This is a genomic window from Pseudomonas sp. B21-012, assembly GCF_024749305.1.
Taxonomy (GTDB): domain Bacteria; phylum Pseudomonadota; class Gammaproteobacteria; order Pseudomonadales; family Pseudomonadaceae; genus Aquipseudomonas.
The window spans coordinates 4,455,866-4,476,212 of the sequence record NZ_CP087197.1 but is presented as its reverse complement, the minus strand read 5'-3'; the positions used below and the strand labels follow the sequence as shown (position 1 = coordinate 4,476,212).

15 protein-coding genes and 2 tRNA genes are annotated in these 20,347 nt (G+C 63.7%); 9 read left to right on the top strand and 8 right to left on the bottom strand.

What is annotated here, in order from left to right:
* Positions 1-14 precede the first annotated feature (14 nt).
* Positions 15-1,403 carry a DNA recombination protein RmuC gene (gene rmuC / locus LOY37_RS20400; RefSeq protein ID WP_176794326.1) on the top strand — a complete coding sequence of 463 codons (1,389 nt, stop codon included), beginning with the start codon at positions 15-17 and terminating at the stop codon, positions 1,401-1,403.
* Here the strand turns inward: rmuC and LOY37_RS20395 are convergent.
* Positions 1,375-4,851, bottom strand: coding sequence for a PAS domain-containing hybrid sensor histidine kinase/response regulator (locus LOY37_RS20395; RefSeq protein WP_093380333.1), 3,477 nt, complete (start codon positions 4,849-4,851; stop codon positions 1,375-1,377). The genes rmuC and LOY37_RS20395 overlap by 29 nt on opposite strands.
* A gap of 120 nt (positions 4,852-4,971) precedes the next feature.
* Entirely contained in the window at positions 4,972-5,517 is a 546-nt protein-coding gene (locus LOY37_RS20390; protein ID WP_093380335.1) for a TetR/AcrR family transcriptional regulator, read from the bottom strand.
* A gap of 91 nt (positions 5,518-5,608) precedes the next feature.
* Between LOY37_RS20390 and LOY37_RS20385 the strand changes: the two genes are divergently transcribed.
* The 3 genes from LOY37_RS20385 to LOY37_RS20375 all read left to right on the top strand — a co-directional run bounded on the left by LOY37_RS20385 (position 5,609) and on the right by LOY37_RS20375 (position 8,039).
* Positions 5,609-6,799 (top strand): MFS transporter, encoded by a 1,191-nt coding sequence (locus LOY37_RS20385; protein WP_213603483.1) that lies wholly within the window; start codon positions 5,609-5,611, stop codon positions 6,797-6,799.
* Between the two features lie 92 nt (positions 6,800-6,891).
* Positions 6,892-7,200, top strand: coding sequence for a transposase (locus LOY37_RS20380; RefSeq protein WP_258715522.1), 309 nt, complete (start codon positions 6,892-6,894; stop codon positions 7,198-7,200).
* Complete coding sequence (locus tag LOY37_RS20375; RefSeq protein ID WP_309475551.1) at positions 7,197-8,039, top strand: IS3 family transposase; 843 nt, start codon at positions 7,197-7,199, stop codon at positions 8,037-8,039. The genes LOY37_RS20380 and LOY37_RS20375 overlap by 4 nt, the downstream gene beginning before the upstream one ends.
* A gap of 98 nt (positions 8,040-8,137) precedes the next feature.
* Here the strand turns inward: LOY37_RS20375 and LOY37_RS20370 are convergent, their stop codons facing one another.
* Both LOY37_RS20370 and LOY37_RS20365 read right to left on the bottom strand, forming a co-directional pair.
* On the bottom strand, positions 8,138-8,437 hold the full coding sequence (locus tag LOY37_RS20370) for a DUF6124 family protein (protein WP_010224261.1): 300 nt from the start codon (positions 8,435-8,437) through the stop codon (positions 8,138-8,140).
* Between the two features lie 435 nt (positions 8,438-8,872).
* Positions 8,873-10,057, bottom strand: a complete 1,185-nt coding sequence (locus LOY37_RS20365) for an MFS transporter (protein WP_258715605.1) — start codon at positions 10,055-10,057, stop codon at positions 8,873-8,875.
* 164 nt (positions 10,058-10,221) lie between these two features.
* Here LOY37_RS20365 and LOY37_RS20360 point away from each other — a divergent pair, with 164 nt between their 5' ends.
* Both LOY37_RS20360 and LOY37_RS20355 read left to right on the top strand, forming a co-directional pair.
* A complete protein-coding gene (locus LOY37_RS20360; protein WP_093380339.1) occupies positions 10,222-11,367 on the top strand; it encodes a TDT family transporter in 1,146 nt (381 codons plus the stop codon).
* A 79-nt stretch (positions 11,368-11,446) separates the two neighbouring features.
* On the top strand, positions 11,447-13,327 hold the full coding sequence (locus LOY37_RS20355; protein WP_258594569.1) for an MFS transporter: 1,881 nt from the start codon (positions 11,447-11,449) through the stop codon (positions 13,325-13,327).
* A 15-nt stretch (positions 13,328-13,342) separates the two neighbouring features.
* Here LOY37_RS20355 and sugE read toward each other — a convergent pair whose 3' ends face one another.
* On the bottom strand, positions 13,343-13,660 hold the full coding sequence (sugE, locus tag LOY37_RS20350) for a quaternary ammonium compound efflux SMR transporter SugE (protein ID WP_038993957.1): 318 nt from the start codon (positions 13,658-13,660) through the stop codon (positions 13,343-13,345).
* 175 nt (positions 13,661-13,835) lie between these two features.
* The gene (gene rdgC / locus LOY37_RS20345) at positions 13,836-14,756 is read right to left on the bottom strand and encodes a recombination-associated protein RdgC (protein WP_045195499.1); all 921 of its coding nucleotides are present in this window, start codon (positions 14,754-14,756) and stop codon (positions 13,836-13,838) included.
* Positions 14,757-14,916: 160 nt separating this feature from the next.
* Here rdgC and LOY37_RS20340 point away from each other — a divergent pair.
* The 3 genes from LOY37_RS20340 to LOY37_RS20330 all read left to right on the top strand — a co-directional run bounded on the left by LOY37_RS20340 (position 14,917) and on the right by LOY37_RS20330 (position 16,934).
* A tRNA-Val gene (locus tag LOY37_RS20340) sits at positions 14,917-14,992 on the top strand.
* A gap of 16 nt (positions 14,993-15,008) precedes the next feature.
* Positions 15,009-15,085, top strand: a tRNA-Asp gene (locus tag LOY37_RS20335).
* A gap of 157 nt (positions 15,086-15,242) precedes the next feature.
* Positions 15,243-16,934 (top strand): molecular chaperone HscC, encoded by a 1,692-nt coding sequence (locus tag LOY37_RS20330; protein WP_258715604.1) that lies wholly within the window; start codon positions 15,243-15,245, stop codon positions 16,932-16,934.
* Here LOY37_RS20330 and LOY37_RS20325 read toward each other — a convergent pair.
* Together LOY37_RS20325 and LOY37_RS20320 are read right to left on the bottom strand one after the other, a co-directional pair.
* Positions 16,928-19,627, bottom strand: coding sequence for a DUF805 domain-containing protein (locus tag LOY37_RS20325; protein WP_093380346.1), 2,700 nt, complete (start codon positions 19,625-19,627; stop codon positions 16,928-16,930). The genes LOY37_RS20330 and LOY37_RS20325 overlap by 7 nt on opposite strands.
* The gene (locus LOY37_RS20320) at positions 19,624-20,319 is read right to left on the bottom strand and encodes a DUF1266 domain-containing protein (protein WP_093380348.1); all 696 of its coding nucleotides are present in this window, start codon (positions 20,317-20,319) and stop codon (positions 19,624-19,626) included. The genes LOY37_RS20325 and LOY37_RS20320 overlap by 4 nt, the downstream gene beginning before the upstream one ends.
* Positions 20,320-20,347 lie beyond the last annotated feature (28 nt).

The following is a 20,347-nucleotide window of genomic DNA, read 5'->3' as shown; positions in this document are numbered from 1 at the left end:
AGGCCGACGCGGCCTTGCTTGAGGAGCGCCTGAGCAGTGTGCAGCTGGCTCAGGAAGGCTTGCTCGCCCAGCTCGATGCCAGCCGCGACGAAATCAGCGACCTGAGCCAGGCCAATGCCGCCAAGCAGGCGACGCTGGCCGCTCAGGCCCGTGAGCTTGAATTGCTGCAGATCGATCGCGACGAAGCGCGCGATGCCGCCCATGCCTGGCAGCTCGAACGCGCCAGCCGCGAAGCCGAATTGCGTCGCCTGGACGCCCAGAGCGCAGCCCTGAGCGCCGAGCTGCGCGAACAGCAGGAAAGCCATCAGCAACGCCTCGACGACCTGCAGGGCTCGCGTGACGAGCTGCGGGCGCAGTTCGCCGAAATGGCCACGAAGATTTTCGATGAGCGCGAACAGCGCTTCGCCCAGACCAGCCAACAGCACCTGGGGCAGTTGCTCGACCCGCTCAAGGAGCGCATCCAGGCCTTTGAAAAGCGCGTCGAAGACAGCTATCAGCAAGAGGCCCGCGAGCGCTTCTCGCTGGCCAAGGAGCTTGAACGCCTGCAGCAGCTCAACCTGCGCCTGAGCGATGAGGCCACCAACCTGACCCAGGCGCTCAAGGGCCAGAAGACCCAGGGCAACTGGGGCGAGCTGATTCTGGAGCGGGTGCTGGAGCACGCCGGGCTTGAGAAGGGCCGCGAGTACCAGACCCAGGTCAGCCTCAAGAGCGCCGACGGCGAGCGCTTTCAGCCCGACGTGCTGATCATGCTGCCGGGCGACAAACAGGTGGTGGTCGACTCCAAGGTCAGCCTCACCGCCTACCAGCAGTACGTTGGCGCCGACGACAGCGAGATTGCCCAGGCCGCGCTCAAGCAACACGTGCTGTCGCTGCGCAACCATGTCAAAGGCTTGTCCGGCAAGGACTACAACCGCCTCGAAGGCCTGCACAGCCTGGATTTCGTCCTGCTCTTCGTGCCTATCGAGGCGGCGTTTTCGGCCGCCTTGCAGGCAGAGCCGAACCTGTTCCAGGAAGCCTTCGACCGCCAGATCGTGATCGTCAGCCCGACCACCTTGCTGGCCACCTTGCGGGTTATCGACAGCCTCTGGAAGCAGGAGCGCCAGAGCCAGAACGCCCGGGAGATCGCCGAGCGTGCCGGTTGGCTGTACGACAAGTTCGTGCTGTTCATCCAGGACCTGGACGAGCTTGGCAGCCGCCTGCAGCAGGTCGACAAAGCCTATAGCGCGGCGCGCAACAAGCTCTGCGAAGGGCGCGGCAACCTGATCAGCCGCAGCGAACAGCTCAAGCTGCTCGGTGCCCGGGCCAGCAAGAGCCTGCCGGCCGACCTGCTCGAGCGGGCCATGAGCGAAGGCGACCCGCTGGCTGCCAGCGCCCTTACTGGACCAGGCTCAGATGCCGATTGAGCAGGGCGCGCAAGGCCGCCGGCTTGACCGGCTTGGCCAGGTAGTCGAGCCCTGCGGCATGCACCTGGGCGACCATCTCGCTGCGCCCGTCGGCGCTGATCACGACGCCGGGGACCGGCTCGCCCAGGCGTGTGCGTAACCAGGCCATCAGCTCGGTGCCGACCTCGCCGTCGTCCAGGTGGTAGTCCACCAGCGCCAGGTGCGGGCGCAGGCCGCTTGCCAGCAAGGCTTCACATTCGGCGCGATTGCGCGCGATGGATACCTGGCAGCCCCAGCGGCTGAGCAGGCTGTTCATGCCGATGAGGATGCTGTCTTCGTTGTCGACGCACAGCACCTGCAGGCCTGCCAATGGCTGCCCGGCCTGTTCGGCAGGGCTGGCCACCGGGGCCGCCGGCGCCGTGGCCAGCGGCACGCTGACGCGGAACACGCTGCCCTTGCCCGGCCACGACTGCACCTCAAGCGGATGGCCAAGCACCTTGCACAGGCCATCGGCGATCGCCAGGCCCAGGCCCAGGCCTTTTTCCGCGCGGGTCTGGTGGCTGTCCAGGCGTTTGAATTCCTCGAAGATCACCTGCAGCTTGTCGTCGGCGATGCCGCTGCCACGGTCCCAGACTTCCAGCCACAAGCGCCCCTGCTGGCGGCGCACGCCGAGCAGAATCGGGCTCTTGCCATAGCGGAAGGCGTTGGTGAGGAAGTTCTGCAGAATCCGGCGCAGCAGTTTCATGTCGCTCTGCACCCGCAGGCGGCTGCCGCGCAGGCGGAAATCCAGGCCTTGCTGCTGGGCCAGAACCTTGAATTCGGCGCCGAGGGTGTCGAACAGTTCGTTGAGGGCGAAGGGTTTGACGTCCGGGGTGATCTTGCCGTTTTCCAGGCGCGAGATGTCCAGCAGGTCGCTGATCAGCTCTTCGGCCGAACGCAGCGAGCTGTCCATGTGCTGGACCAGTTGCTGGGCATCGGCCGACAGGCCATCGCCCTGATGCGACAGCGCCGCCGAGAACAGCCGCGCGGCGTTCAGCGGCTGCATCAGGTCGTGGCTGACCGCTGCTAGGAAGCGGGTCTTGGACTGGTTGGCGGCCTCGGCGTGGCTCTTGGCTTCGCTCAGTGCCTGGTTCAGTTGCGACAGCTCGTGGGTGCGTTCGGCGACCCGTTGCTCAAGGCTTTCGTTGGCGCCCTTGAGCGCCTGTTCGGCTTCGCGGAACGGGGTGATGTCGGTAAAGCTCATGACAAAGCCGCCACCGGGCATCGGGTTGCCGATCAGCTCGATCACCCGGCCGTTGGGGAACAAGCGCTCGGAGGTATGCGCACGGCCCTGGCGCATCCAGTGCAAGCGCCTGGCCACGTGCACCTGGGCCTCGCCCGGGCCGCACAGGCCGCGCTCGGCGTTGTAGCGGATAATGTCGGCAATCGGCCGGCCGACGCTGATCAGCCCGTCGGGGTAGTTGAACAGCTCCAGGTAGCGGCGGTTCCAGGCCACCAGGCGCAGCGACTGGTCGACCACGCTGATGCCCTGGCTGATGTTCTCGATTGCCCCTTGCAGCAGGGCGCGGTTGAACTGCAGCACTTCCGAGGCTTCGTCGGCAATGCGCACCACGTCCTCAAGCTGCATGTCGCGGCCTTCGATCGCGGCCTTGACCACTGCGCGGGTCGAGGAGGTGCCGAGCACGCCGGCGAGCAGGCGCTCGGTGTGTTCGATCCATTCGCCGTCGGCATTCTGGTTGGGGTTGAAACCCTTGCCCTGGCGATAGGCAAAACGGATGAAACTCTGCCGCGCGCGCTCTTCACCCACAAAGCGCGCAGCCAGGTGCAGCAGATCGTCGATCTGCACCGCCAGCAGCGACCGGCTGCTGGGGCGGGCGCTGGTCTGCTGGCCGATGAAACGCCCGGCCTGCCAGTGCTCGGACACCCGTGTGCGCGAGAGAATCGACACCCAGGCGAACAGGGTGAAGTTACCCGCCAGCGACAGCACCACGCCTTGGGTCAGCGGTGTGATCGGCAGGTTCAGCGGGTTGCCGTGCAGCCAGGCCAGGCCCGGGAACAGCTCCAGCGACCAGCCCAGGCTATGGGCGGCAATCGGCAGCACCAGGGTGTAGAACCACAGGAACACCCCGGCGGCCAGGCCCGCGAACACCCCGCGGCGGTTGGCCTGCTTCCAGTACAGGGCGCCAAGCATGGCCGGGGTCAGCTGGGTCACGGCGGCAAACGCCACCTGGCCGATGGTCGCAAGGCTTGCGGTAGAGCCGAGCAGGCGGTAGCTGACATAGGCCAGCAAAAGGATGACGACGATGGTCACCCGGCGTACCGAGAGCATCCAGTGGCGGAAGGCTTCGAACGGGCGCTCGGCGTTGTTGCGCCGCAGCAGCCAGGGCAGCAGCATGTCGTTGGAAACCATGGTCGACAGCGCCACGGCCTCGACAATGACCATGCCGGTGGCCGCCGAAGCGCCGCCGATAAAGGCCAGCAGGGCCAGCGCCGGATGCGCCTCGGCCAGCGGCAGGCTGATCACGAAGGAGTCGGGCAGCACCGAGTCGGGCAGCAGCATCTGCCCGGCCAGGGCGATTGGTACCACGAACAGTGCGGCGAGGATCAGGTACATCGGGAACACCCAGCGCGCCAGGCGCAGGTCCTGGGGTTCGATGTTCTCCACCACAGTGACGTGGAACTGGCGCGGCAGGCAGATGATCGCCATCATCGCCACGCCGGTCTGCACGATCATCGACGGCCAGTTGATGGTCTCGTTCCAGAAGCCTTCCAGGCGTGGCGCCAGTTGCGCCTTGCTGAACAGGTCTTCGAAACCGTTGAACAGGCCGAAGGTGACGAAGGCGCCGACGGCGAGGAACGCCAGCAGCTTGACCAGCGATTCGAAGGCAATCGCCAGGACCATGCCGCGGTGGTGTTCGGTGACGTCCAGGCTACGGGTACCGAAGACAATCGAGAACAGTGCCAGCACCAGCGACACCACCAGCGCGGTGTCCTGCACACGGCTGCCAGTAGCATCGGCGCCTGCGCCGATCAGCAGGTTGACGCCAAGCACGATGCCCTTGAGCTGCAAGGCGATGTACGGCAGCACGCCGATCAGGCAGATCAGCGCCACCACCACCGCCAGGCTCTGGGATTTACCGTAGCGGGCGGCGATGAAGTCGGCGATCGAGGTGATGTTTTCCTGTTTGCTGATCAGCACCATCTTCTGCAGCACCCAGGGCGCGAACAGCAGCAGTAGCACAGGGCCCAGGTAGATCGGCAGGAACGCCCAGAGTTGTTCGGCGGCCTGGCCGACGGCGCCGAAGAAGGTCCAGCTGGTGCAGTACACCGCCAGCGACAGGCTGTACACCCAGGCACGCAGGCGCGGCGGCAGCGGTGTGCTGCGGCGGTCGCCGTAAAAGGCGATGGCGAACATGATGGCCATATAGGCCAGGGCGACCACGGCGATCAGCCCACTGGACAGCGACATGACAACTCCGAAACAAAAGGGTGATTCAGCCTGACAGCGAACCTCGATCAATCAGTCTGGCACGCCGCAAAGGCTTCGTCAGCGCCGACGATGGTCGCAGTGGCAGAGCGTCGCAGGGCCTTAGCCGGGCAAGGCCAGGTCAAGCAGGCTGTAGAGCTGTTCCAGGGTCGGCGGGGCTTCGGCGAACAAGGTGCGGTAGACGGTCGGTGCGACCAGCAGATCCAGCAGGCGTTCGATGTCTGGCAGGGCCTCGCCGCGCGCCTGGGCGCGGTCGAGGATGACCTGCAGTTGCCCGCGCAGGATGTTGGTGCAGTAACCCGGGCAGGCGCTGCTGAGCACGTCGCGCATCAGGTTGCGGCCTGGTTCGGAGGTGATTTCGTCGAGGTACTGTTCGGTCCAGGCGCGCAGGTCGGTACGCAGCTCGCCGGTGTCCAGCGGCGCCACGTCAGGCAGCACGCGCTCGACGGCGACATCGGCGAGCAGGGCGGCCAGTTCGCCCCAGCGCCTATAGATAGTTGACGGGGTGACGCCGGCGCGAGCGGCAATTTGCGGCACGGTCAGGCTCGCGCGGTCCTGCTCCTTGAGCAGTTCGCGTACCGCCGCATGTACCGATGCCTGCACACGGGCGCTGCGCCCACCCGTGCGGATACCTTCTTTAATCGCCATCGGTCGACCTTAACACAAAGGGTTTGCGTTAAGGAATGAAGGCGAGCAGACTGCGCAAAAGCTAAATAATTGCTTTAGCGGAGTGCTGATCATGTTCATGTTGTTCAAAGCCCCAGCCTCACGGCGTTTTCGTCTGATGTTCCTGGCACTTGCCTTGCTCGGCTTTCTCGCCGCCTCGAGCACCCCGACGCCTTTGTATCACCTGTACCAGCAAGCCTGGCAGTTCTCGGCGGTAACCCTGACGCTGATTTTTGCGGTGTATGCCGTCAGCTTGCTGGCGGCGCTGCTGACAGTCGGTTCGTTGTCGGACTACCTGGGGCGGCGGCCGCTGATCTTCACTGCGTTGGTGCTGGAAAGCGTTTCCATGCTGTTGTTCCTGCAGGCCGACAGTGTCGGCTGGTTGATTGCTGCGCGCATTCTGCAAGGCTTCGCCACCGGCATGGCCACCAGCGTGCTGGGCGCTGCGTTGCTGGATATCGATCGCGAGCAGGGGCCGTTGGTCAACAGCCTGACGCCCTTGCTCGGCATGGCCAGCGGCGCCCTGGGTACCAGCTTGCTGGTGGAATTTGCGCCGTGGCCGCTGCGTTTGGCCTACTGGCTGTTGCTCGGCTTGTTCGTCACGCTGGCGTTGCTGGTGTGGCATCTGCCCGAGAGCGTCAGCCGCCAGCCCGGCGCCCTGGCCTCCTTGCGTCCGGCCCTGCATGTACCGCCCCAGGCGCGGGCTGCAGTGCTGCGCATGCTGCCGGTGAACGTTGCCGGTTGGGCGCTGGGTGGGTTCTTCCTGTCGCTGGCGCCATCACTGGCGCGCGAGGCCACCGGGGCAACCTCGAATCTGGTGGGCGGCGGCCTGGTGGCGGCGTTGACGGTGACCGGCGCCGTGGCGATCTACCACCTGCGGCTGCGTCCGGCCGGGCAGATCCTGCGCCTGGGCACAGGGGTGTTGCCGGTCGGGATGCTGTTGATCCTGCTGGCGTTGCATCGCGGTGAGCTGGGGCTGTTTTTCCTCGCCACTGTAGTCACCGGCATCGGCTTTGGCGCCAGCTTCCTTGGAGCGTTGCGTAGCATCATGCCGCTGGCCGAGGCCCACGAACGCGCCGGGCTGATGGCGACGTTCTATGTGCTGAGCTACCTGGCGTTCTGCGTGCCAGCCATGCTGGCCGGGTGGATGGTGCGCAGCTTCGGCCTGGTGCCGACCGGCGAGGTGTATGCCTTGGCGGTGATCATTTTGTGCGCCGTTGCGGCGGTTCTGAGTTTGCCGCTGCGGGCTTTGTCCCGCGGCTGACGGTACTGGCCTCATCGCGGGGCAAGCTGAACTGGCCTAATGATCCCGGACACCTCTTAAGGGCGATATGATTCGCCCAACCAGGAGGCTCCATGCAAGAACGAAAGACTTATACCCGCGAGTTCAAGCAACGTGCTGCAAGCATGGTTCTTGACGACAACTGCTCGGTTCCCGAGGTCTGCGCATCAATGGACGTCGGCCCCACAGCTCTGCGCCGCTGGGTAGACCAGGTTCGTAAAGAGCGTCAGAAAGGGCAACCAGTGCCAGGTACCAAGGCAATCAGCGATGAGCAGCGGGAGCTCCAGCAGTTACGCGCCAAGATCAAACGTTTAGAGACCGAGGCCGAAATCCTAAAAAAAGCTACCGCTCTCTTGATGTCGGATCCCGATCGTTTTTCCTGATCGAGGAGCTGAGAGAGTCAGGCTCGTATCCGACCAGCCAGCTTTGCAGCGCTCTGGGCGTTTCCCGCAGTGCGTTTTATGACTGGCTCGATCGCCGCTCGGTACCCAATACCGAGCGTGATGCGCTCAGGGCAAAGGTCGTGCAATTGCATGCTGAAAGCAGGGAAAGTGCTGGTGCGAGAATGATTTCTCAGTATTTGAAGGCCCAGCAGCTAAAGGTTGGAAGGTATCTAGCTGGAAGACTTATGGCAGAAGCGAACCTGACCAGCAGACAGCGCCGTCGCCACCAATATCGCTCCAGAGGTGTAGAAGCATTTGTGGCCAAGAATGTCCTTGAACGCAACTTCCAGCCCACAGCAATCAATCAGGTGTGGTGCGGTGACGTAACCAGCCTGATGATTGGGAAGCGCTGGTATCACTTGGCCGTGGTCATTGACCTGTTCGCCCGGCGGGTCATTGGCTGGTCATTTTCTCTGATCAATGATGCCCACCTGGTCAGCAAGGCCTTGGGAATGGCGGTGGGAGTACGAGGCAAACATGCGGGCTTGGTGTTTCATTCGGATCAAGGCTGCCAATACACCAGCCAACGCTTCCAATCCGAACTGCTTGAGCATGGCATAACCCAAAGCATGAGCCGCAGAGGCCAATGCTGGGACAACGCACCAACGGAGCGCTTATTTGGCACGCTCAAATCAGAATGGGTGCCCGCCAAGGGCTATGCAACGATCGAAGAAGCCAGACAGGACATGACCAGCTTCTTCTTGCGCTACAACCAAATCAGGCTCCATAGCTACAACAACTACCTGTCGCCAATAGCAATGGAGCAGTTGGCAGCTTGATCACCGTAATCGGTGTCCGGTAAAACTTGACCAGAACAAGCCCGCTCCTACAGGATTTCATTGATCCTCTGTGGGAGCGGGCTTGCCCCGCGATGCTTTTAGTCCGAGAAAATCCGTTGCACACCACCCCCATCAATCACCGCATCGATCAGCGCGCGGGCAGTCTCGATATGCTGGCCTGCGCCAGCGACGATTGAGCGGTCGTTGAGGGTGAGATGATCCAGCGCATCGCTCACTGTGGCTTCGGCGCAGCGCAGCAGTTGGCCTGCGTGCAGCAGGGCCTCTTCGGCAGGTATGCCTTCGCGGACGCTGAACATGCGGTTGGTGCCGAACGATGTGCTCGCGGTGGTCGTCTCGGTCAGGTCGAGACTAGGGGGATCGGGGACGATTTTCTTCATGGGTAACCTCTGTCAGTGGCGCAACCATCTTTCGCTGCTAAACGAAAGGTGGCAGCTGTACGCGGGTTAGCAGACCGGTGACAGAGAACCGGCGCACCCGAAGGTGCCCCACGTACAACCGCCATAACAGGGGTGTTCGTAGATCTCTGTCATTCTCGGACTGCTAAATCCGCTCATTGGATTTTCCAACGACGACAGCAGCCTAGGTCCATGACGGACATGGCACAACAGAGCAACGGCGCCGGAAGTATGATTCAGAACGGTCTGACAGAAAACACTTACAGCATTGCGATTTGTCGCTGCTGGTTGTGGGTTTATCGAGCTCGTTCAGGATCGCAATACCGAGCCCGCGGCTGACGGTACTGGCCTCATCGCGGGGCAAGTCGGGTCGCCGCACCGCCGCTCCCACTGGTTCATCGTAGACCCCGCGATGCTTTAATTCGGCGCTCGCCGGGCCCCCAGGTAATAGAACAGCGCCGCCAGCAACACCGAAAGAATCAGCAGGTAAAAGGTCGCCACCGGCACCAGATGAGCCAGGGCAAAGCCGCAGATCACCGGGCCCAGCGCCGCGCCGAGGTTGGACAGGTTTTGCGCGCCGTAGTACACGCCGCGCAGATGTTCCGGGGCGATGCTGTCGATGAACATGTACTCGGCGGGGATGACGATGATCTCGCCAAGGGTGAACACCAGCATCGCCAGGCACCAGGCCAGCAGCGTTTGCGCCAGCGAGAAGCCCAGCAGGCCGAGCAGAAACAGCGCCATGCCGACCATCAGCCAGGGCATCAACTGGCGGCTGCTGATGCGCCGGCCAATCACGTACTGCAGGGCAATTACCGTAACCGCGTTGGTGGCCACCAGGTAGCTGATGTAGCGCGCCGCCTCGCTGGCGCTGCTGGTTACCACCAGGTACTGCGACAGGTAGGCGGTGAACTGGCCGAACACCACCGCGCTCAAGGCGCCACCGAGGGTGAAGCAGATCAGCCGGCGATCTTTGACCAGTTGCCCGCCAACGCTGAAAAAGCCGGCCTGTTCGCCGCCTTCGACCCGCGCCCGCGCCGCGCGCTCGCCCCAGCGCTGGTAGCTCAGGCACATGGCCAGGCCCAGCAACGCCGAGAGCAGGAACGGCAGGTGATCGTCCAGCAGCACCAGCGCCACGCCGACGAAGGGCCCGACCGCGTAGGCGACGTTGCTCAGGGTGTACTTGATCGAGAACACCTCGCTGCGTTCTTCCAGCGGCAGCAGTGCACAGAAGCCGGCTTTGGCGGCGATGTCCACCACCGCCAGGGCCAGGTTGATCAGCACCAGGCAGGTGAAGAACAGGCTCAGTTCGCGGCTGACCACCGCACCGACAAAGGCCAAAGTAAAGGTCAGGGTCGCGGCGATGATCACCGTGTAGCTGCGCAGGGTGTCGATCAGGTAGCCGCCATACAGGCTCAGCAACGAGGCGACTATCAGCGCGCCGCCGATCATCAGGCCGATGCCGCTGATATCCAGGGCGAAGTTCTGCGCCAGGTAGACCACCAGGTAGGGCAGGGTGATTGCACGGGCGAGGGTGAGGATGAAGGTAGTTGCCAGCAGCAGGCGTACCTGCGCCGAGTAACCTTTGATAGCGGTGAGCATTGAGTGGCCACGTCCTTGTTGTTATCGCTGCCGAGCATACGCCGCGGGCAGTGAAATCTGTATATCTGTAAAACCGATAACAGATAGAGAAAATACCCGTTATATAGATATATTTTCCCGGCCTAAGATGGATACAACCTCACCGGAGGACAGGAGAATCCATCATGTCTTGCAGCCAAACCCGCACCTCGCCGTTACGCCCGCTGAGCCAGCTGGCGCACCCGCGTGAAGTGATCCGTCAGTTCACCCCCAACTGGTTCGCCGCGACCATGGGCACCGGCGTGCTCGCCCTGGCCCTGGCACAGGTCGATGTACCCGGCCTGCGTGGCCTGGCCGAATCGCTGTGGTTGTTGACCATCGGCCTGTTCGTGCTGTTTACCCTGCTGTACACCGCGCGGTGGGTCATGTTCTTCGACGAAGCGCGGCGGATTTTCGCCCATTCCACCGTATCGATGTTCTTCGGCACCATCCCCATGGGTCTGGCGACCATCCTCAACGGCTGCCTGGTGTTCGGCATCAATCGCTGGGGCGAAGGGATCCTGCCGTGGGTCGAAGCGCTGTGGTGGTTCGACGTCGGCCTGGCGCTGCTGTGCGGGGTGGCCATTCCCTACCTGATGTTCACCCGCCAGGAACACAGCATCGACCAGATGACCGCGGTGTGGTTGCTGCCGGTGGTGGCCGCGGAAGTCGCCGCTGCCAGCGGCGGCCTGCTGGCGCCGCACCTGGTGGATGCCCATGCGCAGTTCCAGGTGCTGATCACCAGCTACGTGCTGTGGGCGGTGTCGTTGCCGGTGGCGTTCAGCATCCTCACCATCCTCATGCTGCGCATGGCCCTGCACAAATTGCCGCATGCCAACATGGCCGCATCGAGCTGGCTGGCCTTGGGGCCGATCGGTACCGGTGCGCTGGGCATGCTGCTGCTGGGCGCCGATGCCCCGGCGATTTTCGCTGCCAACGGCCTCGGCAGCCTGGGTGAAATCGCCCGTGGCCTGGGCCTGATCGCCGGTATCGTGCTGTGGGGCGCCGGGCTCTGGTGGTTGCTGACCGCCGTGCTGATCACCCTGCGCTACATCCGCCATGGCATGCCGTTCAACCTCGGCTGGTGGGGCTTTACCTTCCCGCTCGGGGTGTACACCCTGGCCACCCTGAAGCTGGCGGCCTGGCTGGGCCTCGGTTTCTTCCTGCACATGGGCATGCTGCTGGTGCTGGCGCTGGCGGCAATGTGGTTGCTGGTCACGGCCCTGACCCTGCGTGGCGCCTGGCGCGGTGAGCTGTTTGTATCGCCGTGCATTGCCGGGCTGAACAAGTAGATTGCATTTACCTGAGTGTTTGTGGCTTTGTGCGGCCTGCGCGTATCCAATAACAAAGCCCCACTCAGGTACACGGACGATGAGTCAATCTTCACAATTCAGCCTGCTTGGCAAACGGCGCTTCTTGCCGTTCTTCGTCACCCAGTCGCTGGGTGCGTTCAATGACAACCTGTTCAAGCAGTCGGTCATCCTGCTGTTTCTCTACAAAATCGCCAGCTCCCATGGCCAGGACACTGCCATCTGGGTCAATGCCTGTGCCTTGATGTTCATCCTGCCGTTCTTCCTGTTCTCGGCGCTGGCCGGGCAGTTTGGCGAGAAGTACGCCAAGGACGCTTTGATCCGCGTGATCAAGCTGGCCGAGATCGCCATCATGGCGGTCGGCGCCATCGGCATCATGAAGCAGATCCCGGGGCTGATGCTCCTGGCGTTGTTCGGCATGGGCACCCACTCGGCGCTGTTTGGCCCGGTGAAGTACTCGATCATGCCTCAGGCCTTGCGCGAAGAAGAGCTGGTCGGCGGCAATGGCCTGGTGGAAATGGGCACCTTCCTGGCCATCCTGGCCGGCACCATTTGTGCCGGGGTGCTGATGTCCAGCGCCCATTACGGCGTCTGGGCGTCGTCGGCAGTGCTGCTGGTGGCGGTGCTCGGCTACCTGTCCAGCCGCGCCATCCCGCGCGCCGCTGCGTCCACACCGGCGCTGAAAATCAACTGGAACATCGCCAGCCAGACGATCGCCACCTTGCGCATGGGCCTCAAGCAGACGCCAGCGGTGTCGCGCTCGATCGTCGGCAACTCGTGGTTCTGGTTCGTCGGTGCGGTGTACCTGACGCAAATTCCCGGTTACGCCCAGCAATGGCTGCATGGCGACGAGACCGTGGTGACCCTGATCCTGACCCTGTTCTCGGTGGGCATCGCCGTCGGCTCGCTGCTGTGCGAGCGCATGAGCGGGCACAAGGTGGAAATCGGCCTGGTGCCGTTCGGCTCCTTTGGCCTGAGCCTGTTCGGCCTGCTCTGGTGGTGGCACTCCGGCGAGATCCAGCCGGCGGCCGCGCCGTATGACTGGCTGGCGGTGCTGGGTATTGGCCAGGCCTGGTGGGTGCTGGGGTCGATTCTCGGCCTGGGTGTGTTCGGCGGCTTCTATATCGTGCCGCTGTATGCGCTGATCCAGTCGCGCACCCCCGAGGATCAACGCTCGCGGGTGATTGCCGCCAACAACATCCTCAACGCGCTGTTCATGGTGGTCTCGGCGGTCTTCAGCGTGGTGCTGCTGAGTGTCCTCAAGTTGAGCATCCCGCAGTTGTTCCTGGTGGTGTCGCTGCTCAATATTGCGGTGAACTTCTACATCTTCCGCATCGTGCCCGAATTCACCATGCGCTTCATGATCTGGCTGCTCAGCCATTCCATGTACCGCGTCGAGCACCGCGACCTGCAGCAGATTCCGGACCAGGGTGCAGCGCTGCTGGTGTGCAACCATGTTTCGTTCGTCGATGCGTTGCTGATCGGTGGCGCGGTGCGCCGGCCGATCCGCTTCGTCATGTACTACAAGATCTACCGCTTGCCGGTGCTCAACTTTATTTTCCGCACCGCCGGGGCGATCCCGATTGCCGGGCGCAATGAAGATGCCGAGACCTACGAGCGGGCCTTCAAGCAGATTGCCGCGTACCTGGCCGATGGCGAGCTGGTGTGCATCTTCCCTGAAGGCAAGCTGACCAGTGACGGTGAAATCGACGAGTTCAAGGGCGGCCTGCGGCGGATCATCGAGCAGACGCCGGTGCCGGTGATCCCGATGGCATTGCAGGGCTTGTGGGGGAGTTTCTTCAGCCGCGATCCGGCCAAGGGTTTCTTTCGCCGCTTGTGGTCGCGGGTGACCCTGGTGGCCGGTTCTGCCGTCCCGGTGGAAGCGGCAGAGCCGGCGTTGCTGCGTGAGCGGGTCAGCGCCTTGCGCGGCGACTCACGCTGACAGGGCAGGGCGGGGTCAGCTGGCGCTGACCTTGAGCCCGACCAGGCCACAGATGATCAGCGCCACGCTGACCAGGCGCACCAGGGCCATGGATTCGCCGAACAGGATGATCCCGGCGATCACCGTGCCGACGGCGCCGACCCCGGTCCAGATGGCATAGGCGGTGCCCAGCGGCAATTCCTTCATGGCCAGGCCCAGCAGGCCGAGGCTGATGACCATGGCGCCGACGGTGAGTACGGTGGGTAGCGGGCGGGAAAAGCCGTCGGTGTATTTCAGGCCGACGGCCCAGCCGACTTCGAACAGGCCGGCGAAAAACAGGATGATCCAGGACATGCAGAGTCTCCATCAAGTGATGGGGCCGTCCCCGGAATGGTCACGCGGTGCGTCGTGAGGCCGTCCTCACAGGGGGCATAAGCTATCAGCTGCAAGCGACAAGCTGCAAGCAAAGGCAGCGCGGGTGGCTGTTGCTCTCTCTTGCAGCTTGAAGCTTACAGCTTGCAGCTTAAAGTCAGATCCCCTGCGGGATCTCTTCCCCGCCCAACGCCTCGAACAGCGCCGGCAGGAACTCGCCAAAGGTCAGCATCATCAGGGTGAAGCTGGCATCGAGCTGGCCCAGGGCCTCGTCGCCACCGTCTTCTTCGGCCTGGTCCTGCAGCAGTTCTTCAAAGCGCAGGCGCTTGATGACCATCTTGTCGTCGAGCACGAACGACAGTTTGTCCTGCCAGGCCAGCGACAGTTGCGTGACCACCTTGCCGGTACCCAGGTGCAGCTGGATCTCGTCGCTGGTCAAATCCTGGCGCTTGCAGCGGACGATACCGCCGTCTTCATGGGTGTCGCGCAGCTCGCACTCGTCCAGTACATAGAAGTCCGGCGCCGCTTGCTGGGTCTTGACCCAGTCGGTCATGGTCGCGCTCGGGGCGATCTTGACGGTCACCGGGCGCACCGGCAGCGAGCCGATCACTTCACGCAGGGTCGACAGCAGGTCTTCGGCACGCTTGGCGCTGGCCGAGTTGACCAGGATCAGGCCTTGCTTGGGGGCGATGGCGGCGAAGATCATCGAGCGGCGGATAAAGGCACGCGGCAGGAAGGCCTGGATGATCTCGTCCTTGATCTGGTCGCGCTCCTTCTTATAGACCTTGCGCATCTGCTCGGCTTCGATCTCGTCGATCTTCTCTTTAACCGCGTCGCGCACGACGCTGCCGGGCAAAATGCGTTCTTCTTTACGCGCGGCGATCAGCAGGAAGTCACCGCTGACATGCACCAGGGGCGCGTCTTCGCCTTTGCCGAACGGGGCGACGAAGCCGTACGTGGTCAACTCCTGGCTGGCGCAGGGGCGAGCCGGCTTGCTGGCCAGAGCGGTTTCCAGTGCCTCGGGGTCGAACGGGATGTCCTGGGTCAGGCGGTAGGTCAGCAGGTTTTTGAACCACATGGGGTGAATCTCTCCTCAACACATAAGGAGGGCATTAAACTCCGAGCGGGCGCTTCAGGCCAAGCACCGCTAAGTCTTTGGAACGCCTGAAAAATTTTTTTAAAAAAGTGCTTGCCAGAGTGTTCGGTGCTCCGTAGAATGCGCGCCACACCGAGACGAAGGGTGATTAGCTCAGCTGGGAGAGCATCTGCCTTACAAGCAGAGGGTCGGCGGTTCGATCCCGTCATCACCCACCACTTCTCAGTGTATCGCGCAGCGGTAGTTCAGTCGGTTAGAATACCGGCCTGTCACGCCGGGGGTCGCGGGTTCGAGTCCCGTCCGCTGCGCCATATTTAGCTTCAGGGCCCACTGAACACCCTGAAGCCACAAAGAAAGCGACCTTAGGGTCGCTTTTTTTGTTTCTGGAATTCGTCCAGAATCCACCAGTACGCTGGGACGCTACTGTTTTTCTCCGTGCCAGCCCCACTTCTGAGCAAGAGATCACACATGCAGGATGCAAGCACCTCCCCGGCGCCAATGCTGGGTATCGACCTGGGTACCACCAACAGCCTGGTGGCGGTCTGGCAGGACGGCCGGGCACAACTGATCCCCAACGCCCTGGGCGACGTGCTCACGCCTTCAGTGGTCAGCCTCGACGAAGACGGCAGCATCCTGGTTGGCAAGGCCGCCCGTTCACGCCTGACCACCCACCCGCAACGCACGGCTGCTGCCTTCAAGCGTTTCATGGGCAGCGAAAAAAAGATCAGCCTCGGTGAGCAGGCCTTCAGTCCGGAAGAGCTCTCGGCGCTGGTGCTCGGTGCGCTCAAGGCCGATGCCGAAGCCTTCCTCGGCTGCCCGATCAGCGAAGCGGTGATTTCCGTACCGGCCTATTTCAGCGACGAGCAGCGCAAGCGCACCAGCTTTGCCGCCGAGCTTGCCGGGCTGAAAGTCCAGCGCCTGATCAACGAACCGACCGCCGCGGCCATGGCCTACGGCCTGCACGAGCAGAAGTTCGAACGCACGCTGATTTTCGACCTCGGTGGCGGTACCTTCGACGTCACGGTGCTGGAATACGCGCTGCCGTTGATCGAGGTGCATGCCTCGACCGGCGACAACTTCCTCGGTGGCGAAGACTTTACCGGCGCTTTGCTTCAGGCCTGCCTGCAAGACTGGCAGCTCAAGCCGACGATGCTCGCGCCCCAGGCCCTGGCCAGCCTTGCCGACGCCATTGAGCAGCTCAAGTGCAAGCTGGGCGAAGGCGAGCAGCACCTGAGCTGGAACGGCGACGGCGTCAGCCGCCAGTGGCTGCTGGATGAAGCCCGCGCGCAGAAGATCTGGGCGCCGTTGCTGGCGCGGATTCGCGCGCCGATCGAGCAGGCCCTGCGCGATGCGCGGCTGCGTGCCAGTGACCTCGACAGCCTGGTGCTGGTCGGCGGCGCCACGCGCATGCCGGTGGTCCAGCAGATGGTCTCGACCCTGTTTGGCCGCCTGCCTTACCGCCACCTCGACCCGGACACCATCGTTGCCCTCGGCGCTGCCACCCAGGCGGCATGCAAGGCGCGCGATTCGGCGATCGAAGAGCTGATCCTCACCGATGTCTGCCCCTACACCCTGGGAATTGCGGCAATGGATGGCGACTACCAGACCGAGATCTTTGCGCCGATCATCGACCGCAATACGGTGATCCCGACCTCACGGATCAAGCCGTTCTACAGCGCCCATGTTGAGCAAAAAGCCATCAGCATCCGTGTCTACCAAGGTGAACGGCCGTGGGTCGAAGACAACATCTTTGTCGACGCCTTCACGATCCCGCTGACCCCCAACGGCAAGATCCAGCGCCTGGACGTGCGCTTCAGTTATGACATCAACGGCCTGCTGGAAGTCGATGTGACCTTGCCGCAGACGCGCGAGCAATTCAGCCACGTGATCGATCGCAGCCCCACCGGGCTTGACGACGAGGCGCGCCAGGCCAGCCATGAGCGCCTGGCCGGGCTGAAGATCCACCCGCGCGACGCCTTGCCCAACCGCACCTTGCTGGCCCGCCTGGAGCGGGCCTGGGCGCAGAGCCTGGGGCCTGAGCGCGATGCGATCGGCGACTGGCTCAAAGAGTTCAGCGCGATCCTGGCCGGCCAGGAGTCGAGCGAGATCGCCGGGGCCCGCCAGCGCCTGATCGAGGCGCTGGACGACATGCGTTACTGACCGTTGAGCCGCCGCAGGGCGGCCTGCAGGCCACCCTCCAAGGTGTCCTGCGGCTGATTGCCGGGCGGCACGCCGTAGCGGTTGGGCAGCGGTTCGCCCGGTAGCAGCAACAGCACCAGCGGCAAGAACTGCAGGAACGGGATCAGCATCACGAAGATGATCATCATCGGGATGCCCCGGCCAATGTCGTGCAGGCGGCGCAGCGTGGCGCTGCCAAGCACACCGACGAACAGCAGGCCGAAGAATATCTGCTCGATCGCGCTGCCGGCCATCAGGGTCAGGATCGGCCCGAGAAGGACACTCACGGCCACCTGCACACCATAACCCTTGCGGCCCAGGCGGCTGCCCAGTTTCCACAGGTGCGAGGCCGGTACCGGCTGGCTGCCGGAGTTTTCCAGCAGCAGGCGTTCGGACCACGACAGCAAGGCGGTGATCGCTGCGCGAATGCCGGCGTCCATGCCCGGGTAATCCTTGCCGCGCTGCAGCTCTTTGAGCACTTTGGCCCGCGGTACCCCGGCGCGGCCGTAGCGGGCCAGGTCCTTGAGGCTGTCGAGCATGCTGTAGAACAGCGTGCTGTTGATCAGTTCGTCTTCTTCCAGCACCTTGCGTGGCGGGCGCACCGGCTCGCCCTTGATCAGGCCGTTGCGAAACGGCTCGAACCAGTCATCCGGGCAGGTCAAGGTAGAGATGCGTCGCAGCAGGCTGCCATGCTGTTCGGCGTTCAGGGTCGGGTCGTGATAGAGGACGGCACACAGCACCATCATGCCCAGCACGTCTTCATCAAAGGCGCGCGGGTCGTTCTCAAGGCAGGCGTAGAGTTTCAGGTTGCTGGGCAGCTTGGCGCTGTCCAGGGCTTGTTGCACCGTCGACAGGCGCTGGCCGATAAAGCACTGCAGCGGATCGTTGTCATCCAGCCAGCCGAGCAGGCCATCGACATTGCCTTGCTGGCTTTGCAGGCGCAGCAACAGTTGCTGCAGGCGGGCGAACGGATGCTCCGCCGGGTAGGGCAGGCTGGCCAGCAACTGCGCCGGCACCATCGCCAGCCAACGCTCGGGCTGTTCGACCAGAGCAAGCATGAACAGGTTCTGCCGGTGCCAGGTCCACAGGCCGTCGTCGGCAGGCGGGCGTGGCAGTTCGATGCCGGCTTCGGCGAGGTCGGACAGCAGCTGCAGGGCAAAAGGCGTCGGCATCAGGTTGGCCGGCTTGATCAGCGCGGTCAGCTTCGGCAGGGTCGCGGCCGGGTAGCTGCGCATGCGCCGCAGCCAGTCGCGGGCGACTGTCTGGCATGGGCCTTCCTGCAGCACCTCGGGCAGTTGCGGTTGCGCCGCCGGGCTGTTGATAAAGGCGGTCAGGGCCAGGGCCAGCGGTGACTGCTCGAGCCAGCGCAACTGCTGTTCGGCCTGGTACTTGAAGCCTTCGATAATCAGCTGGTCGAGCGGATCGTCGCCCAGCGGCTCGGCCATGATCTGTCGCAGCAGGCCACTGTCACCGCGGTGCAGGGCCCACGCGTGGCGGTACAGGCGCTGCAGCTGGCGGTCCAGTTGGTCGTCGAGCAGCCAGGCCAGCAGCGGCAGTTCGTCCTTGCCATCCAGGCGCCACTTGATGAACTCGCCGGCGATACCTTCCTGCTCGTCACGGGCGGCGTCGAACCAGCGTGTCAGGGTTTCCGGGCGTTGCGACGGGCTGCCCCAGATCTGCGCCGGATCGTTGAGGTCTTGCGGCCATTCATACACCGGCTCCAGGCGGTCGAGGGCCTGGATCAACAGCGCCAAGCGCTGCGGTTGATGCTTGGCGCACAGGTTGAGCAGCCAGCGTGCGGCTTCCGGATGCTGGTGCTCGCGCCACAGGCGGGTCCAGCACTGGCGGGCGAGTTCTTCCTGGCCGGTGTCGCTGGCCTGGCAGGCGAGCAGGTACAGCAGGTCGATATCGTCCGGCGCCTGGCGTTGCTGCTCGGCGATCAGGGCAAAGAAGCTGCTGCTGCCGATGCCGGCCTGGCACAGCTTGACCAGCAGGCGCTGGATATAGGCCGGGTCATCCGGGAACGGCTGGCAGGTGTGCAGGCTGACGAAGCTTTCGAACTCGAACAGCGGCCGGGTGTGGTAGAGGAAATCCAGGTTCCGGGCATACCACAGGGTTTCGACTTGCACTGGCATCGACCAGTGTTTCATCAAGCTGGTGTCGAACGGGTCCGGTTCGCTGATGCGCTCGAGGAATTCGTCAGCCTGGCGCGGATCTTCCAGGCGCAGCACTTCGTTTTCCCAGCCCAGGTGCCGGGCCATCAGTTGCACGCAGGCGTGCGACAACGGCCCGGTTTCCATCAGCCGGTACAGCAAGTGCCAGCTGACTTGCTCCTGGTCACCCAGGGTCAGGCCGCTGAAACCATCGATGAAGGCCTGCCAGGCCGGGGGATCGAAGCGGCGGGCAGGGTCGCCGAGCAACTTGGAAAAGTCGCTCATGGTCTGTTCGATCAGGGCATTGCGCACCGGCGCCGAATCGTCGTGCTGTGCATCCTCAGCGGCCTCATCCGGCTCGTCGCGGGCCAGGCGCAGGGCGTGCTCGTAAGCCTCGCGCAAGGCCTGGAAACCCTGCGGGTCGGTTTCCGGGTGGTGCTGCGGCAGCAGTGCGCGGTAGGCGCCGCGGATGACATCGGGATCGTTGGTCGGCTCGATGCCCAGGTGAATCCAGCAACTCATGACCAGCCTCCTTGCAGGGTGTCAGGGCGTTCCGGCAGGTTCAGCGGCAGGTCCCAGGGGATGCTGGCGAAAAAGCCCAGGGCGTCGTGGCTCAGGTTCATCATGATGCAGCGGTTCCAGTGTTCGCTGCCCTGGCGCTCCAGGCATTGCGCCAGTTCTTCGTCGCTGGCGCTGGAGCAGTTCCACAGCGCCTTGCCGAACAGGTAGCCGGCCAGGTAGCGGTCCCAGCCGTTGTAGTAGTGGCGGGCGCGCACGGCCAGGCGGCCTTGCAGATAGTGGCTTTCATGAATGCTCAGGTAGCCTTTGCGCAACCCGGCACGCAGCAGGTAGCCCATGCGTCCCAGGTCCCAGGCGCGCACGCCACCCTGGCCGCAGTCGCCGAGGGTGCGCCGGGCGAATTCGTACTGGATGCGCTGGCGCGGGGTCAGCGCTTCGAGCACCTGCGGCCATTCGCTGGGCAGGCAGCGGGCGGCTTGCCAATAGGCGTCCTTGAGCTCCAGGGCATGGCCGGTGTCGGCCATGCTGAGCATGTTCAGCAGCTCCTGGCGATTGTGGATGCCCCACCACTTCTTGAGGTCGGTCTCGTCTTCGTCGTAAGTCTCGAAGTAGGTCGCGGCGGTGTAGCTGGCGCCGTTGAGGGCGGCCATGGGGGCGGAAAGGGCGTACAGCCAGTGCTGCTCGATTTCTTCCATGAAAAAGCTCCGGGGCCGGTAGGAAAAT

Excerpts from the sequence above, each read along its gene's own strand:
- LOY37_RS20395 (WP_093380333.1), bottom strand. The coding sequence starts at position 4,851 with ATGTCGCTGTCCAGTGGGCTGATCGCCGTGGTCGCCCTGGCCTATATG.
- LOY37_RS20390 (WP_093380335.1), bottom strand. The coding sequence starts at position 5,517 with ATGGCGATTAAAGAAGGTATCCGCACGGGTGGGCGCAGCGCCCGTGTG.
- LOY37_RS20385 (WP_213603483.1), top strand. The coding sequence starts at position 5,609 with ATGTTCATGTTGTTCAAAGCCCCAGCCTCACGGCGTTTTCGTCTGATG.
- LOY37_RS20380 (WP_258715522.1), top strand. The coding sequence starts at position 6,892 with ATGCAAGAACGAAAGACTTATACCCGCGAGTTCAAGCAACGTGCTGCA.
- LOY37_RS20370 (WP_010224261.1), bottom strand. The coding sequence starts at position 8,437 with ATGAAGAAAATCGTCCCCGATCCCCCTAGTCTCGACCTGACCGAGACG.
- LOY37_RS20365 (WP_258715605.1), bottom strand. The coding sequence starts at position 10,057 with ATGCTCACCGCTATCAAAGGTTACTCGGCGCAGGTACGCCTGCTGCTG.
- LOY37_RS20360 (WP_093380339.1), top strand. The coding sequence starts at position 10,222 with ATGTCTTGCAGCCAAACCCGCACCTCGCCGTTACGCCCGCTGAGCCAG.
- LOY37_RS20355 (WP_258594569.1), top strand. The coding sequence starts at position 11,447 with ATGAGTCAATCTTCACAATTCAGCCTGCTTGGCAAACGGCGCTTCTTG.
- sugE (WP_038993957.1), bottom strand. The coding sequence starts at position 13,660 with ATGTCCTGGATCATCCTGTTTTTCGCCGGCCTGTTCGAAGTCGGCTGG.
- rdgC (WP_045195499.1), bottom strand. The coding sequence starts at position 14,756 with ATGTGGTTCAAAAACCTGCTGACCTACCGCCTGACCCAGGACATCCCG.
- LOY37_RS20330 (WP_258715604.1), top strand. The coding sequence starts at position 15,243 with ATGCAGGATGCAAGCACCTCCCCGGCGCCAATGCTGGGTATCGACCTG.
- LOY37_RS20325 (WP_093380346.1), bottom strand. The coding sequence starts at position 19,627 with ATGAGTTGCTGGATTCACCTGGGCATCGAGCCGACCAACGATCCCGAT.
- LOY37_RS20320 (WP_093380348.1), bottom strand. The coding sequence starts at position 20,319 with ATGGAAGAAATCGAGCAGCACTGGCTGTACGCCCTTTCCGCCCCCATG.